The sequence below is a fragment of the Cecembia calidifontis genome (assembly GCF_004216715.1).
GTDB classification, from domain to species: domain Bacteria; phylum Bacteroidota; class Bacteroidia; order Cytophagales; family Cyclobacteriaceae; genus Cecembia_A; species Cecembia_A calidifontis.
The window spans coordinates 918,041-934,397 of the sequence record NZ_SGXG01000001.1; the positions used below are offsets into that span (position 1 = coordinate 918,041).

General features: G+C 43.5%; 13 protein-coding genes. 5 read left to right on the forward strand and 8 right to left on the reverse strand.

The features are described from left to right. Nucleotides 1-80 precede the first annotated feature (80 nt). Nucleotides 81-1,559 carry a M14 family metallopeptidase gene (locus BC751_RS03910; RefSeq protein WP_130274423.1) on the reverse strand — a complete coding sequence of 493 codons (1,479 nt, stop codon included), beginning with the start codon at nucleotides 1,557-1,559 and terminating at the stop codon, nucleotides 81-83. A gap of 90 nt (nucleotides 1,560-1,649) precedes the next feature. Between BC751_RS03910 and BC751_RS03915 the strand changes: the two genes are divergently transcribed. Beyond that, entirely contained in the window at nucleotides 1,650-2,666 is a 1,017-nt protein-coding gene (locus BC751_RS03915) for a dipeptide epimerase (RefSeq protein ID WP_130274424.1), read from the forward strand. Nucleotides 2,667-2,717: 51 nt separating this feature from the next. Here BC751_RS03915 and BC751_RS03920 read toward each other — a convergent pair whose 3' ends face one another. From BC751_RS03920 to BC751_RS03930, 3 genes are all read right to left on the reverse strand, one after another. Then, entirely contained in the window at nucleotides 2,718-3,893 is a 1,176-nt protein-coding gene (locus BC751_RS03920) for a DUF4221 family protein (RefSeq protein WP_130274425.1), read from the reverse strand. A 143-nt stretch (nucleotides 3,894-4,036) separates the two neighbouring features. Continuing rightward, the gene (locus BC751_RS03925) at nucleotides 4,037-5,161 is read right to left on the reverse strand and encodes a BamA/TamA family outer membrane protein (protein WP_130274426.1); all 1,125 of its coding nucleotides are present in this window, start codon (nucleotides 5,159-5,161) and stop codon (nucleotides 4,037-4,039) included. A 68-nt stretch (nucleotides 5,162-5,229) separates the two neighbouring features. Beyond that, nucleotides 5,230-6,162 (reverse strand): hydrogen peroxide-inducible genes activator, encoded by a 933-nt coding sequence (locus tag BC751_RS03930; RefSeq protein ID WP_130274427.1) that lies wholly within the window; start codon nucleotides 6,160-6,162, stop codon nucleotides 5,230-5,232. Nucleotides 6,163-6,301: 139 nt separating this feature from the next. Here BC751_RS03930 and BC751_RS03935 point away from each other — a divergent pair, with 139 nt between their 5' ends. From BC751_RS03935 to BC751_RS03945, 3 genes are read left to right on the forward strand one after another with little or no spacing between them, the layout of a single operon-like run. Continuing rightward, nucleotides 6,302-7,333 carry a Fe(3+) ABC transporter substrate-binding protein gene (locus BC751_RS03935; protein WP_130274428.1) on the forward strand — a complete coding sequence of 344 codons (1,032 nt, stop codon included), beginning with the start codon at nucleotides 6,302-6,304 and terminating at the stop codon, nucleotides 7,331-7,333. A gap of 9 nt (nucleotides 7,334-7,342) precedes the next feature. Continuing rightward, nucleotides 7,343-8,974 (forward strand): ABC transporter permease, encoded by a 1,632-nt coding sequence (locus BC751_RS03940; RefSeq protein ID WP_130274429.1) that lies wholly within the window; start codon nucleotides 7,343-7,345, stop codon nucleotides 8,972-8,974. Between the two features lie 23 nt (nucleotides 8,975-8,997). Next, nucleotides 8,998-10,035, forward strand: coding sequence for an ABC transporter ATP-binding protein (locus BC751_RS03945; RefSeq protein ID WP_130274430.1), 1,038 nt, complete (start codon nucleotides 8,998-9,000; stop codon nucleotides 10,033-10,035). Nucleotides 10,036-10,303: 268 nt separating this feature from the next. On the opposite strand, the gene BC751_RS03950 is transcribed toward BC751_RS03945, so the two are convergent. From BC751_RS03950 to rbsK, 4 genes are read right to left on the reverse strand one after another with little or no spacing between them, the layout of a single operon-like run. After that, nucleotides 10,304-11,302 (reverse strand): GRP family sugar transporter, encoded by a 999-nt coding sequence (locus tag BC751_RS03950; RefSeq protein ID WP_130274431.1) that lies wholly within the window; start codon nucleotides 11,300-11,302, stop codon nucleotides 10,304-10,306. Between the two features lie 8 nt (nucleotides 11,303-11,310). After that, nucleotides 11,311-12,342, reverse strand: coding sequence for a nucleoside hydrolase (locus BC751_RS03955; RefSeq protein WP_130274432.1), 1,032 nt, complete (start codon nucleotides 12,340-12,342; stop codon nucleotides 11,311-11,313). Between the two features lie 6 nt (nucleotides 12,343-12,348). After that, nucleotides 12,349-13,917: an ADP-ribosylglycohydrolase family protein gene (locus BC751_RS03960; protein ID WP_130274433.1), complete on the reverse strand. Its 1,569-nt coding sequence runs from the start codon at nucleotides 13,915-13,917 to the stop codon at nucleotides 12,349-12,351. Between the two features lie 21 nt (nucleotides 13,918-13,938). Then, nucleotides 13,939-14,853 carry a ribokinase gene (rbsK, locus tag BC751_RS03965; protein WP_130274434.1) on the reverse strand — a complete coding sequence of 305 codons (915 nt, stop codon included), beginning with the start codon at nucleotides 14,851-14,853 and terminating at the stop codon, nucleotides 13,939-13,941. Nucleotides 14,854-15,043: 190 nt separating this feature from the next. On the opposite strand from rbsK, the gene BC751_RS03970 reads away from it, so the two are divergent. After that, a complete protein-coding gene (locus BC751_RS03970; protein WP_130274435.1) occupies nucleotides 15,044-16,357 on the forward strand; it encodes a Gfo/Idh/MocA family protein in 1,314 nt (437 codons plus the stop codon).

Below are 16,357 nucleotides of genomic sequence, written 5' to 3' on the forward strand. Positions count from 1 at the left end.
CATGTGGTTTTGGGTAAACAATCCTAAAAGATAGCAAATAAAATGCTTATTATGAAGGATTTAAACCAATAACCTGCACCCTATTGTACACGCTGCATCAAATCTTTTGGACTATTGTCATTCAGGTCTATCAGGTAGCCATTGACAATGGCATAGCGGAGTTTGCCCCCTTCAGCAAGGAAGAAATTGGGATTGCCCCCTGTCCGTATGCCCGTAGGAATCGAATTTCCATTTTTTAACACCATCAGGGGCAAATTATGAAGTTCCCTGTCCAAGGCATTTTGAACCTTGACACCGAGATACCCCATTCTGAGAAGTTCCATCGCCTTGTCCCAAGTAATATTCCCGACATTGGCTAAAGGAGTTTCAAAAATTTTGCCTTCTACTACTTCCATTCCTTTGGCATCGAGCTCTTCAAAACCATAGAAGACCGATAAATCTCCCAAATCATCTACCACACCACTAACAAAGAAGGAACCATGGGCATCTGATTCCCTTCTTCTGATTCCCAGGTCAATTTCATAGGTGAGCTGATCTTTGCTTTGGGAAAGGTTCCGGATTACAAGGTCCATCAGGCGGAGTGCATTATCGGGAATACTGTAATAATCATCCAAACTGTACTGGGTGTATTGAACCTCTGCAATTTCCAATAGGGCATGCAGCATGATGATAAAATTCAGTCTGCGAATTTCCTGTTTTTCTGGGTCATTGGGATAGCCTCCGGACTCAATCAGGATGGTGCTGGTGCCCCATTTCTGGAAGTTGTCCCCAAAAGCCCTTGGTTCAAAGGCATCGTCATACTTACCCACATGTCCCGGTACAATTTGCTGGATGACTTTGTTCATTCCCACAATGACCTGCATGGCCCGTTTCCGAATATCATTAACTTCTGTCTCGTAATTATAGGCAGGAGCGAGGACAGAAATCGTGGCAGGAGTGGCTGTCTCACCGGCTGTATAATAAATTTGCTGGTCATGAAGGTTAAAGCCAAAGTCGGGAGAGAAAAAGTCCCGGGCATTCTTCAATATAGCCGCTTCAGGTGAAGTCAACTTAATGGCATCACGGTTCAGGTCAATGTCCAGTGAATTTCTTCTGATCCATTGGTCCATCCCATCAGGATTGACCATAGGAATAAATCGGAGGGTCAATTTTTCCAAAAGCTTTTTCCGCAAAGGGTCGAAGCCATCATTTTCCCCTTCCAGGAAATTGAACAGGTCAAACAAAGCCATCGTAGCGGTGCTTTCATTGCCATGCATCTGTGACCAGAGCATGACCTTGGTGGGACCTTTGCCCAAGGTCATTTGATAAATGGATTTTCCTTCTACGGACCTTCCTATTTCCTCCACAAAAAACCCCTGCTTTCTTTTAGTGACCAGGTGAATTACCTCATCGTACTTAAATCTCCTTTGGTTAATGGACTGCTCTTTGTACAATTCATAGGCCCTTTCCAATTCAGAGACTTCTACGACTGGTGTTGAGGCCTTAGGTTGACAGGATATCAAAATAAAAAACAAACCGATGATAGCGGAGTAAGGATCACAAGGAAGAAATCTTTTCATGTTTTGGGTTTGGATAGAAATTATAGGACTAAGTTAGGAACTTCAGCAAAAAAATAAATTTACTTTTGTACCAAAACCAAAATAATCTCCATGAAGCTTTCATTCTTTGTCCGTGACCTTCCTTTGAAACATACCTTCACCATCGCCCATCAAAGCCGGGATGTGCAAGATACCATTATTGTAAAATTGGAAGAGGATGGCTTATTCGGTTTGGGGGAAACCACCACCAATCCCTTTTATGGTATGACGGCAGACAATATCATGGAGCGACTTGAGGCTTCCAGAAGCTTGGTAGAACACGGAAATTGGAACAGTCCGGAGGAATTATGGGAAAAGGGAAGGGACATCTTCAGGGACAACCCTTTTGCCCAATGTGCCCTGGATATGGCAGCCTGGGATATTTTCACTAAAAAACAGGGGAAAAAGCTCTATGAATACCTGGGACTTGATCCCAAAAATATCCCACTGACCAATTTCACGATAGGCATAGACACCATTGAAAAAATGGTGGACAAAATGAAAGAAGTAGACTGGCCATTGTACAAGATCAAATTGGGTACAGACCATGACCTGGAGATCATCCGGGAACTCAGAAAACACACGTCTTCTACATTCAGGATAGATGCCAATTGTGCCTGGACGGCAGAACAGGCCATCCGCTATTCCGAAGAATTGGCCAAACTGAATGTGGAGTTTATGGAGCAGCCTTTGGGTAAAGACGACCTTGAAGGGATGAAGGAAGTCTACACTTATTCCAGACTTCCCGTGATGGCAGACGAAAGTTGTATTGTGGAGTCAGATGTGAAGAAGTGCCATGGTCTTTTCCATGGTATCAACGTAAAATTGGTCAAGGCAGGCGGTATCACACCGGGTCTGAGGATGATCCATGAAGCAAAATCACTGGGGATGAAAACCATGGTAGGCTGTATGACAGAATCTTCTGTAGGCATTACAGCAATTGCCCATATTGCTCCCTTACTGGATTATGTGGATATGGATGGGGCCATGCTCTTGGCAAAAGACATTGCCAAAGGAGTAACAATTAGCCCTGAAGAGGTAACTTTTCCGGAAGGCAATGGGATAGGAGCGGTTCTGCTCGACAAATAATGTAAAATGAAGGGGGAGGAATGAAGAATGGTAGGGGAATCCATTCTTCATTTACCTGTTCAAAATTTCAAGCCTCAAAAAGGCCATTTCGTCATCTATATTTTCAAAAATCCAGATTTGCCCGTCTTTGATAAAATGCTGGCCTGCCCTTTTGTTCAACTGTGGCACCACAGATTCAGCCATCAAATTAAAATCCTTATCGAATACACTTAAAAATACCTCAGCACCAATCGCCTTGTAGCCCCGGTTTTCAATGACCTCATCACCAAACTTTTCTTTGAAGGACAACCTTAGGTAACGTTGGTTTTTAGCATCCCAAAGAATTCTTCCAAAATTGATGTCCTCTTTTTGCTTTTTTTCTACCTCCCAGTGTTGACTGGAGGAGATATCTACCTGCTTGGGTGGGATGTAGGTTTTTTTACTTCCAAGCAATCGCCCTTCCAATTCTTTTAAGTAAAGACTGTCCTGAACGGCATCATAGATATAAACTTCATTGAAGCAATTGTTAGAAATTAAAACCCTTTCCCCGTTGGCCAATGAATTTGCCCCTGTACCCAAGGCTCCCGCCCATTGTCCATCATATAGTAAATCAGTAGAAAAATCTTGAATTCTTTTTAATTCAGGAAGCGGGATGATATGGAAACTTTCTTTCTGAAGGTCTATGTCAACAATCACATAACTTTTATCCTCCCATTTGATGTAAAAGCCTATCAGGCGGTGAGGATCCCCTGGAATTTTGAAAAAATCTATGGGTTGGGCATCGAATTGCGCGAAAGTCCCCTCCAATATTTTATCAATTTTTAAGTCCTTGACCAATTTGGCATTTTGGTCAAACACCTTGCTTAAGCCATAATACCAAAACATGAACTGATCTTGGTCATCAATGGTAAATTTAGAGATGTAATTACCAAGCCCTTCAGGCCCCTCTTTATCAAATTTTATTTTAGATACCAGAACCTGTTGGTCCAGGTCAATTTTCTCCATTACCGCATCATTGATGTTGTAATTGAAAAGGTACTTGCCGTCTTTGGAAATATCAGCATGCCATAAACTTTGGCGGAGGTTTAAAATTTCATCTCCCGGATCGATCATTACCGTATCCAAGGCAAAGGAGATCTCTATAAAATCAGTATTTCCTGAACCTTTCTCTTTAGAACATGCCCAAAAAGAAAAGACCAACAAAAGACCTGGAATGACTTGGTTAAGGTGTGAATTCAATCTGATCATTGCTCAAAAATTTTTAATTAAGGAGGAAACTCAACATCATCATGTCAACTAAGATAATACTAAAACATATATTGACCTAATTTTTAAATTCAAAATCCAATGCCAATCTTAAAAATCCCGAAATACACCTTTCGAAATCTCCATCAAAAAGCTTCTCCTATAAACAGATAAAACCCATTCCCCTCTTTGGTAAAGGCTACATCCAGTCTGGTATAAATATCCTTTTTAGGGAAAAGTAAAAACTTCAGTCCTGCTCCCCCCGCCCAAACGGCTTTGTGGATACTGGCATTGGAAAAATCGGGAAAAACAGTCCCTGTACTGGCAAAAACACTTGCACCGATTCGGTTGGTAAAGTTTAGCGGAAGAGGCAACATCCTAAATTCCAGCTGTGAAGCCAAGAGGTTCTTGTCCCTGAACCTTCCCAGGTAATAGCCCCGCATCATCGAATCGCCGCCCAGCAGGCCCAACTGATTGAAAGGAACATCACCCGAGTTGAATTCCCCCAGAAGTTGCCAGGCCAGGACATTATTTTTTCCCACAGGCCTAAAGATCCGTGTATCCAATACCACTGTGTTGAATTCAAAGGTACTCAACCCTATGGGATAATGCAGGAAAGCCAGTTCTGCAAAATTTCCTTTTCTTACATTCAGTACATTGTGCCTGTCATCATATACAGTCCCTAAACCGATGCCAAAGTTGGTAGAACCTTCATAACCCAAAGGCAAATCAAATACAGGGCCATTTTCTCCAGGTTTAAAAGCTACTCTAGACATTTTCTGGTAATCCAATTCTACGCCTGCATAAAAGTTGCGCTTTACCTCCCTCAAAACCCTTTCTTTGATAATAACCTGATTGGCATCCACCAAAGCCAGGTAATCCTTTGGGGTGTTCATGCCTATGCCGTGATACTTCAGCGGAAAACTCTGCAACCTTATCCTGCCGAGAAAGAACCACTTGTTTTGGTCAGAATAAATGGCATGGTCAAACCAGATACCAAACTGATTTTCCAAAGTGACAAAAGTAAAACCGTTGATTTCACTCAGCCTATTGGCCGTATCGCGGTTTGCATAATACACATAGAGTGAAGAAAAACCTATCTCCCAACTGGTCTCCGGGGCATAGGCAAGGGTAGGATAAACCAAAAATTGGGGTCTTGAAATATCCGTAGTATCATTGAATATACCATTGAGGTATTTTTTTACAAAACCTTGGGAAAAACCCTGATGCGTGAACAGCATCAGCAAAACAAACAAAATCCTTTTGATCATTTGATTTTTCAGACAGCCACGAAATTAATCAATTCCCCTATCTGAATTGTTTGGTCCAAATCAAAAAATTATTTGAATCTGACGACTTTCCCATGGGCCTTGGACGTCATTTCATGGGGAATAGATTCGCTGATTTCTTTGAACAGCAATTCTACCAGTTTCTTTTTGAGGAAACTCCTCGTGAGCACAATGCTGACTTCCCTAATGGGTTCCACACCTTCAAATCTCCTCAATCTGGACTTTTCTTCTTCTCTCAAATCCAAAGTGGCCAATTCCGGAAGCAAGGTGATGCCTGTATATTGATTGACCATATTGCGCAAGCCCTCAAGGGATCCGCTTTCATAATGAAAGTTCATCCGTTCAAATTTGGACTGATTGCAGAGGTTAAGCACTTGGTCCCTGAAGCAATGTCCCTGTTGCAACATCCACAGGTCGTCTGTATTGAGGTCTTCCACCTTTATTTTTTCCTTCTTTAGCAAAGGATGGTTTTTGGACATGTAAGCAAAAAACTTTTCATAGAAGATGGGTTTCTCCAAAATCCCGTTCTCATTCAAAGGGGTCACCACAATGCCAAGGTCAAGCTCATCATTTTTCAATTTCCTGAGGACTTCCTCAGTCACTGTTTCCTCCACTTGCAATTTGACATTGGGGTATTTTTCCAGGAAACTTTTGATAAACCGGTGCAACAGATAAGGCGCCAAGGTCGGAATAATCCCAATTTTGATTACCCCGCTGACATCTCCCTTCAATTGGGCCACCAGTTCATAGATACCCTTGCTTTCAGAAACCACCTTTTTGGCCTGTTCGATGATCTGAGCCCCGATTTCGGTAGGGATTACCGGCATTTTGGACCGGTCAAAAAGGATGACTTCCAACTCCTTTTCCAGTTTGCTCACCTGTGCACTCAAAGTCGGCTGGGTGACAAAACAGGACTCCGCAGCTTGTCCGAAATGCCTGAATTTATCTACTGCAATGATATATTCCAGTTGCTGAATGGTCATGTTTATCCTTAAAAAAACAAAGTTCAGAATTACAGGCCAGTCAAAATGTGCCTTAGGGCACAAAGATAAAAATCTTTTTCTTTTTATTTAGATTTGATTTAAATAATGCATAATTTCGCCCCTGTAAAACATCAAAGATATGTTTAAAAACATTCTCAAATCCACCCTCTTTGCCTTTGCAGGCATGATTTTGTTTTCCTGTGGTTCAGGAGAAAAAGAAGAAGTCGTCAATGTTTATACCCATAGACATTACGAAGCTGACCAAAAACTATTCGACATGTTTACAGAAGCTACAGGCATCAAAGTAAACGTGGTATCCGCTTCCGCAGACGAATTGATACAGAAATTGGAATTAGAAGGAGCCAACTCTCCTGCAGATGTCCTGATCACAGTAGATGCAGGACGGCTTCACAGGGCTAAGTCCAAAGGTTTGTTGCAAGCCATCAATTCTGAGGTTCTCAACACCAATATTCCGGCAAAATTCCGTGATCCGGAAGGATATTGGTTTGGCTTGACCTACCGTGCAAGGATTTTGGCTTACAGCTTAGAGAGAGTAAAACCTGAAGAATTGAGTACTTATGAAGCCCTTACTGAACCCCAGTGGAAAGGAAGAATTTTGACAAGGTCTTCAGAAAATATCTACAACCAGTCCTTATTGGCTTCCATTATTGCACATCATGGAAAAGAAGGTGCTGAAACTTGGGCGGCAGGTCTTTTGGCCAACATGGCCAGAGAACCAAAAGGATCTGACAGGGACCAGATTAAAGCAGTAGCCGCTGGAGAAGGTGATGTGGCTATCGTCAACACCTACTACATCGGAATCATGCTGAATGATGCCAATGAAGAGGAAAGAAAGGCTGCGGAAAAAATCGGCGTTTTCTTCCCCAACCAGGAGGATAGAGGTACACACATCAATATTTCCGGTGCCGGTGTGACAAAATATGCGCCAAATAAGGAAAATGCGGTTAAATTGATCGAATTCCTTTCCAGTGCCCAAGCCCAGGAATTCTTGGCAAATATCAATTTCGAATACCCTGTAAACCCAAATGCTGAATTCTCAGACTTATTGAAAAAATGGGGCAGTTTCAAAGCGGATGATCTTCATCTTTCTGTCCTTGGAGAAAACAACAGCGATGCTGTGGTTATCTTTGATAAGGTGGGCTGGAAATAATCATAAATCTTGAAAGCAGTCAAACGTAGCTATTATTGGTGGAATAAGTGGACCGGCTACTCGCTACTGATCTTGTTGCTGGTAGCCACTCCACTTTTCACCATTTTGATCAAATTATTTGATAGCCCGGGTGGGAGTTGGACACATATTGCCAATACACTCCTTTTCAGCTATTTTCAGAATACGATTTTGTTACTTTTAGGTGTTGCTGCGTTGACTTTTTTATTGGGTGTAAGTACTGCCTGGCTGGTCTCCAATTATGAATTTCCCGGAAGGAAATACTTTGAGTGGCTATTGATCCTTCCCTTAGGGTTTCCGGGGTATATCATGGCCTACACCTATGTGGGCATCCTTGATTATACAGGACCGATTCAGGTCTTCCTCCGCAACACTTTCGATATCCATTTCAAAGGAAGCCTGATGGATATCATGAACCTTCCCGGGGCTATTTTCATTTTGTCCATTACCTTATTTCCTTATGTTTTTCTGATCACCCGGTCTTCATTTTTGCAGCAATCCAAAACTTTACAGGAAGCCTCTTTCTTGTTGGGGGCCAATCGGTTCAAGACATTCTTCAAAGTAGCCCTGCCCATGGCACGTCCGGCTATAGTAGCAGGAATTGCTTTGGCTTCCATGGAAGTTCTCAATGACTATGGAACAGTAAAATACTTCGGCGTAAATACCTTTACTACAGGTATTTTCCGGGCATGGTTTTCTATGGGAGATTCCAATACCGCCATTTACCTGGCTGCCATTCTTATGGTCTTTGTTTTCGTGATTTTGTTTTTGGAATCCATTCAAAGAGGCAATAGACAATATACCGCGGTCAACGGTCTGCAAAAACCCACAGCCAGGATACAGCCCTCCTTAGGGAAAAAAATATTGTACTCAGGAATCTGCCTGACGGTTTTCCTGCTGAGTTTTTTCATTCCTTTTTTACAATTACTGAACTGGGTCAGCATGACCTGGGAGAAAGTCGTCAATAAAGATTTTTTCCTGTTGATTTACCGGAGTTTTGGTTTGGCAGCGGTCAGCGGATTGTTGATCGTGATATTCTCCGTGGTGATGTTGTATGCCCTCAGGCTAAGCCCTTTTAAATGGGTAAAAAATATCACCAAAGTAGCTACCTTGGGCTATGCCATTCCTGGTGCTGTGATTGCGGTAGGCATCATGATTCCATTTATTGCCATTGACAAATGGATCTATGGCACGCTCCTCAGCTCCAAAAGCGCCGGACTTTTTTTCTCAGGGACTTTATTTGCCCTTGTTTTTGCCTACATCGTGCGGTTTATGGCGGTTGGTTACAACCCGGTGGAGGCAGGTTTCCAGAAAATCGGGATCCATGTCAATGAGGCCAGCCGATTATTGGGAATCAGGAGTACCAAGACACTTTGGAAAATAGACCTGCCACTCATCAAAACCAGCTTGGTATCGGGGATAATACTGGTGTTTGTGGACGTATTAAAGGAATTACCTTTAACTTTGATCCTGCGTCCGTTCAACTATCAGACTTTGGCCACCAAAGCCTTTGACATGGCGACCAACGAGATGATTGCCGAATCATCCAATGCAGCACTGATCATTATCCTGACGGGAATCATACCCATCCTGTTCCTGAACAAACTGATCGAAAAAAGATAAGTAGAGCAAAAGAAATCGACCAGATGAGCATTTTAACACTCCAAAACGTCAACAAGAAATACAACCAGGCTATGGAATTTGCCATCAAGGATGTATCCTTTGATGTCAAAGAAGGTGAAATATTGGCTTTGGTTGGAGAAAGTGGCTCTGGCAAAACCACCCTGCTCAGGTTGATTGCTGGCTTAGAGCATCCCGATTCAGGGATCATTTCCCTTTCAGGACAAAAAATCGTGGAAGGGAAAAAATCCGTTCCTGCCCATGAGAGACAGGTGGGGATGGTATTCCAGGATTATGCGCTGTTTCCTCATTTGACCATTTTGGAAAATGTGAAGTTTGGACTGAAAGGGTCCAAAGAAGAGGTCAACCGCATCGCAAAAGAAACCCTGAACTTGGTCGGTCTTAAAGAAGATTTCAATAAATATCCGCATCAGTTATCCGGAGGACAGCAACAGCGGGTCGCCTTGGCAAGGGCCATAGCCCCCAATCCGAAAATCCTGTTGATGGACGAGCCCTTCAGTAACCTGGATGCCATGCTGAAAGATCAAGTAAGGGAAGAAATCAGGCAGATCATCAAGAAAACAGGCATCACCGCCATCTTTGTAACCCATGATACCAAAGATGCCTTATCCACTGCTGACCGGATTGCCATTTTGCACAAAGGATACCTGCAGCAGATCGATATCCCAAAAGTGCTCTATGAAAATCCCGTAAATCCTTATGTCGCCAACTTTTTTGGTAAAAGAAATGAAATAATGGCCATTCCGACTGAGGAGGGTTATCACACTTCTTTTGGTTTTATCACTGATCCGGAGGCGAAAAAATATAAAGGAAAAGTTAAACTCCTTTTTAGACCCGAACACGGGGAAGTTGTACAGAGAGACGGGCAACAATTGACCGGTAAAATTGTAAAAATCTCCTATTTCGGCAGTCACCAAATGGTCAAATTGGCGGACGATGAAGGAAAAAGAGTTACCATACGGACCAATCCGGGCAGATCTTTTGAAGGGATGGACAGGGCATGTTTCTATTTGTGGAAGTATGATGTGGAAGAAGCTTTTTAAAGGCGAGAGATTAGTAGCTAGGAATCAGACACAAGAGGCAAGAAATAAGAATCAAGAAACAGGAATTTGAGAATCAGATGCTGGAGATTGAAATTTTGGGACCATTAATTTTAATGGAATACAGATTTTACTACATATTCGTCTTCTTTTGATTTCTGCTCACTATTGGCTGAGGCCTCTATTTGTCATGCCGACATCAGGAGGCATCTATTGCTTTGAGGTAAGATATTTATTTTTAATCAGGCTCTACAGAATCGACATTTCAGGATTATGCCCCTGCATACACAATCAATCCCAAACCGAGAATAAATAGGACAAACATCCCTGACAGCAACAAGTTCGTGCCTTTTGGGGCAGCTTTGAATTCTCTCCAGATAAATACCCCCCAAAATGCGGCGACCATGGTCGCTCCCTGACCCAGGCCATAAGAGATGGCCGGGCCCGCTTTCTCGGCCGCAATGATGCTGAAGGACATGCCCACACACCAGATTATCCCTCCCAAAATCCCAACCAAATGGACTGGGAGGCTACCTTTGAAATAATCTGCGCCATAGAGCTTTGATCCCTCAATGGGCCTTTTCATCAATATGGTATTGAAAACAAAATTGCTCATCAGGATTCCGATGGCAAATACAAATACCGCTCCGTAGGGTGTGAATTTTCCTCCCTCAGGGTTGTTGAAATCCAAAGACATCGACTGGGCCACAAAGAAATAGAAGAAAGACATCAAGAATCCACCTACCAATGCCAGTATTAAGCCCACTTTGGGATTTTTTCGTTTGCTACCCGCCAATTTCCTGTAAGCCAAAGCATCCATGACTATGGCAATGACTACCAGGACCACACCTGTAAACAACAAAATGGGATCTCCTTTTTGTGTGGCAACATAATTGACGATAACACCCAAAACCAAAGCCAAGCCTATGCCAACCGGAAAGGCCACGGACATACCCGCATAGGCAATGGCAGCTACGATCAGTATATTGGCCAAGTTGAAAATAACCCCTCCAATAAAGGCCAAGGAATAACTTTTCCTGTCAGCTTGAAAAAGATCATCTGTAAAGCTTCTTCCGGCATCCCCTGTACTTCCTAAAGTGTAGCCAAACAAGAGTGACAAGAAAACAATTCCTATCACATAATCCCAATAAAAAAGCTCAAAGCGCCATTGGCTTCCTGCCAACTTTTGGGTATTGGCCCAGGAACCCCAACAGAGCATGGTGATGATACAGAATAGAACCGCAAGGGAATAGGATTCAATGATGTACATGTTGACCATTATTTAGGGTTGACCAATTGATAATTTTCGAGGGTATGGTAGAAATCATTGATGACTGCATCGCGGTCAAAGTTTTCCCAAACAATGATTTTTCTTGGATTGCCCGGTCTTTCTACCCATTCATTATTGATCAGAATAGGAGCTGGAATTTCTTTTTTCTCTCCCCAATCTGGATTTTTAAGGATAGCAGCGGCCACCATATCGAACAGTGCCCGGGCGGGAGGATCTGAGTAATAATCAATGTGCTCAAAGAGGCTTACCGCATAATCTCCAAAATTGAAAAACTCCCCGCCGTGACGGCCTATAATTGGCAATTCAATCTGAGGTCCCATGCCGGGCATTTTTTGGTTGATTTCTGCTTGGGTCACCTTTACCGCGTCTGTACCGCTTGGTTCTCCATACCGAACTGTCACCATTTCAAAAGGTACCTGGGTATTCAGCACATAATTCACCGAAACGGTATCGTTGTCCTGATTGTATTCACCCGGTTTGGGGTAATTGGAACCCAACCAGACCACCCGCATTTTGGATGCAATGGAGGGGTCTTTTTCCAAGGCCAAAGCCACATTGGTCAATTTTCCCACCGCAAGAAGGATCAATTCCTGATCATGGCTTTTGTTGGCCTCTTCTATGATGAAATCCACTCCTGCCTTTCCGTCAAAATCAGTTTCCTGCACATGTGCCCGGATGGCTTCAAAGGAAGCATCTGCTCCTTTCAGGAGGGGGATTTGCCCAAAGCGTTGTCCCAGCTGAAGAATCCGCTTGGCCTCTTCATAATGCTGATCAATATTACCTCCGCTTTTGGTGGCATTGACAGTTACACCTTCCAAATCAAATGTGGGACCATTGACCAAAAGGTACATCAGGGCAAACTGATCATCCAGTTCATTGTTGGCATCGGTATCATAAATCAATCTGATTTTAGGATTTTCCACATTTGGTTCAAGTCCGCTTTCCTGTCTAGGGGAGGAACAGGACCATACTATACAGCATCCTAAGAAAATGGCGAAGTAGATGATTTTCTGTTTCATTTGTTGTTAATAGTTTTGATTTCCTGGATTGATAGAAGAAAACAACAATGCTTCCCTGACATTCACCTGATAGCCCTGAGGGATCTGTTTGGCTTGCAACCTTACTTCATGATCACCTTCCTCCAGGTCATAAAACCAAAAGATTTCATGTTTTCGGCTTTGAAAGTTGGTGGGCATGCGGACTTCTTCCATTAATTTTCCATCAATCCAAACATTAAGCAAGAGGTTATCATGGCTCAAGGAGGCTTCCTTTACTGCCTCTCCGGTGATTACAAGACCTTTCCCCTGAATTTTGAAAGCAACCTCCTGATTGGCCGTATTCAGGTTTTTGGCAAGATTCATCCTTTTGGTAGGATAAATGCCTTCAAAACCGACTTCCAATGGCAGGGTTTTGGGTTTTTGGTAAGATATGATTACCTGATCACCCTCAATCCTTCCGCCGTTCCGGGCAGTTATTTCCAGGGCATGTTTCAGCCCAATTTCATATACTTTGTTGAGGGACATGTCAGTGTATTTGAAATTCATATCCTCCACTTTGTCAATTCCCTGTTTCCAATAATCCGGGATTTTACTGTAGCCGATCATGGTTCCCAAAATGCCCCCTGCATTGGCGGGATTACAATCCGAATCCTGACCACAGCGGGTAGCTATATCAATCGTCTTCCCATAATCCCCTTTGCCGTACAGTAAGCCTATCACAATGTAGGCTGCATTGATTTTTGCATCGATGTTGAAGGCTTTGAAAACCCCATCCGGGCAGCCTTTGTCGAAGCTCCATTTTTTCTGCACTTCAAACCAGTTGCGTTTCCAATCATCCGGATATTGACTGTACCATTGGATGACATCTGTGATGCATTGGTGAAATTCGCTTTCCTTAGGTATAGTTTTTAATGCTTCCTCGACAATAAATTCCATGTCATCATGGACAAAAGCGAGTGCATACATCCCAGCCACATAAATTCCCCCATATACCCCATCCCCATAATTCATGATATGTCCGATACGGTTGCCGATATCAGCTGCAGTATTGACCATTCCCGGTGCCATCAAACCAGCAAAATCAGCTTCAATCTGAAAATCAATGTCGTCAGAATGGGGATTATTTTTCCAAAACCCGGAAGCAGGGGGCATGATACCACTCAATATATTGTACCTGGCTGCTTGATTGGCATGCCATAATTGGTATTCCGCATGGGCAAAAGCAAGGGCATGCAGGGAATCAGGGGCATCTATTCCATATTTTTCAAAAACATCCACAAAAGTCAGGTCCATATAGACATCGTCATATAGCCCTGGCACATTTTCATACCACCACTTCATTTGGTTTTCATCCCAGGGAATGGGAATATGGTCCCCTATCATGGTCCCGTTGAACCTGAATTCTGTAGGGCCACCATAGGTACATCCGATCACCTGACCTGCCCAACCACCTTTGATCTTGTCTTGGAGGGAAGTTTTGGAAAGAGAAATTTCCTGAGCATCCTCAAACAGGCTTTGGGAAGACTGGGGATTTTGGCATGAAAAAAGCAGAAAAGAAAAGACTATAAAACATGTCAGGAAAAGGCTTGATTTCATAATGTGGGAGGTTTGTTTAGGTCAAGGGATGGACAATTCATGTATATAAGGGATGGAGGTCTGTGCCCCCATCCTTTGCACGGAAAGCGTAGCTGCTTTCATCGCAAAGTTTACCGCATCTTTTATGGGTAATCCTTTTCCAAGCGCCACGGCGAGGGCGCCGTTGAAAGTATCCCCGGCCGCGGTGGTGTCTTTGGCAGTCACTTTGGAAGTTGGTAAAATTCCTTTGAAATTACTGCTGTGAAGATAGGCCCCCTTGGATCCAAGGGTAATGATGACATCCTGTACTCCTCTTTCAATGAAAAACTTGGCAGCTTTTTCGGCTGAAGCTTCCCCATCAATAGCAATCCCCGTCAAAAACTCAGCTTCCGTTTCATTGGGTGTTATGAGCTGAAGGTATCTGTAAAGCTTGTCCGGCAGTTTTTGGGCAGGGGCCGGATTTAGCAGTACTTTTTTACCCAATTTATTGCCCAATGCCGCAGCAGCCACCACTGTTTCCAATGGGATTTCCAGTTGCAACAAAATCAATTCAGTTTCCTCAAAGCGCTGTTCAGAAGCTTTCATATCTCCTACCGTCAAATGGGCATTTGCTCCCGGTGCCACGATGATGGTATTTTCTCCGCTTTTATCCACCGTAATCAGGGCCACGCCGGAAGGTACTTCCGGTATCTGATGGATGTAACTGGTATCTATGCCTTCTTTTTGGAAATTGAGCAGGTTTTGACTGCCGAAAATATCTTCCCCTAAGCGGGTAATGAAGCATACATCTCCGCCTAGACGTGCTGCCGCCACCGCCTGATTTGCTCCTTTGCCCCCTGGAATCAGTGAGAAATCCCCACCGATGATCGTTTCACCGGGAACTGGGAAGTGATCGGACTGAATCACCATGTCCATATTGGCGCTTCCAATGACCAATATTTTGGGTTTTTGGGTCATACCTATCATAATTCCATCCTGCCTTTTATCAAACTAAGGTCTCTGGAAAGTGATTTTTACGTTTTGAAATTTTTAACAAAGGACAAATTCGAGTAATATTATACTGATCTTATCCTAAAGTAACAAATAATCAACCGATTATCTGAAAATTGCTTGGGAAGTATGCCATTAACCATAAACCCATTTCACCATGAAAAAAAATACCCCGGTTTTTTCCCGGAGAAAATTTCTGGGAACCAGTCTGCTCAGTGCGGCCAGTCTTTCCTTTATTCCCGGGCTGAGTTCTGCAAAAAATTCTCTTTTAGCATCAGCAGAAGACATCCATCAAATCAGGCTTGGTTTTATCGGAGTAGGAAGACAGGCCATGGGCATATTGAATGGCATGATGCGCATCCCGGGAGTGGAAGTATTGGCCTGTGCGGATGTTTATGAAATCAAAAGGGAAAGATTCAAACTCAGGGTCAACCGGATTGCGAATGAATTGGGTAAGGCAAGCCCCAATGTCAATGTTTATGCAAATTACAAGGAGCTTTTGGAAAGACCTGATATCGATGCGGTAGTAATCGCTTCCCCAGACCATTGGCATGCCCTGATGGCCATAGATGCCTGCAATGCAGGGAAGGATGTCTACCTGGAAAAACCGCTTACCCTTACCATCTATGAAGGTCAGAAGTTGGTCGAGGCAGTAAGAGCAAACAGCACGGTACTGGCCGTAGGCAGTCAGCAGCGCTCTGACCTGAATTTCCAGCATGCAGCAAGGATGGTACTCAGGGGGAGAATTGGAAAGGTACAAAAGGTTTTGGTGCATGTAGGACAGCCTGAACACCCCCGACGGTACGACCTGGAAAAACAGCAGGTTCCCAAAGGACTGGATTGGAAAGCCTGGTTGGGACCTTTACCTGAAATGCATTTCAATGAACAGCTTAACCCTCCCATTTCCCTAGATCCGGAAGAAAATGAAAAGCTTTGGGGTGCCTGGAGATGGTTCAAAGAAACAGGAGGGGGGTATATGACCGATTGGGGAGCGCATATGTTTGATATTGCTCAGTGGGGCTTAGGGATGGACAGAAGCGGTCCCATCAAAGTGATTCCTGCTGCGGACGGCAAGCCTCTGACCTATCAATATGCCAATGGGGTGGAAATGATCGTGGGACCCTTTGATGAGGGAAGACAGGGCGTTAAATTTATTGGGGACAAGGGCTGGATTAAGGTCTCCCGTGGAAATTTTGATTCCTCGGATGAAAGCTTAAAACCTACCATGGAAAGACCCGCTCTGGGTTATCCCCCACATTATTGGGATTTTATTGATTCAGTGATCAAAAGAAAAGATCCCATTGTACCCGTAGAAGTCGGACACAGTACCTGTGTGGTCTGTACCATTGGAAACATTGCACATGAACTGGGCAGGCCTCTGGATTGGGATCCGGTCAATCAGACTTTCCCAAATGATTGGGAAGCCCGGGCACGGCTGCATTACAACTATGAAAACGGATATAAACTTTAA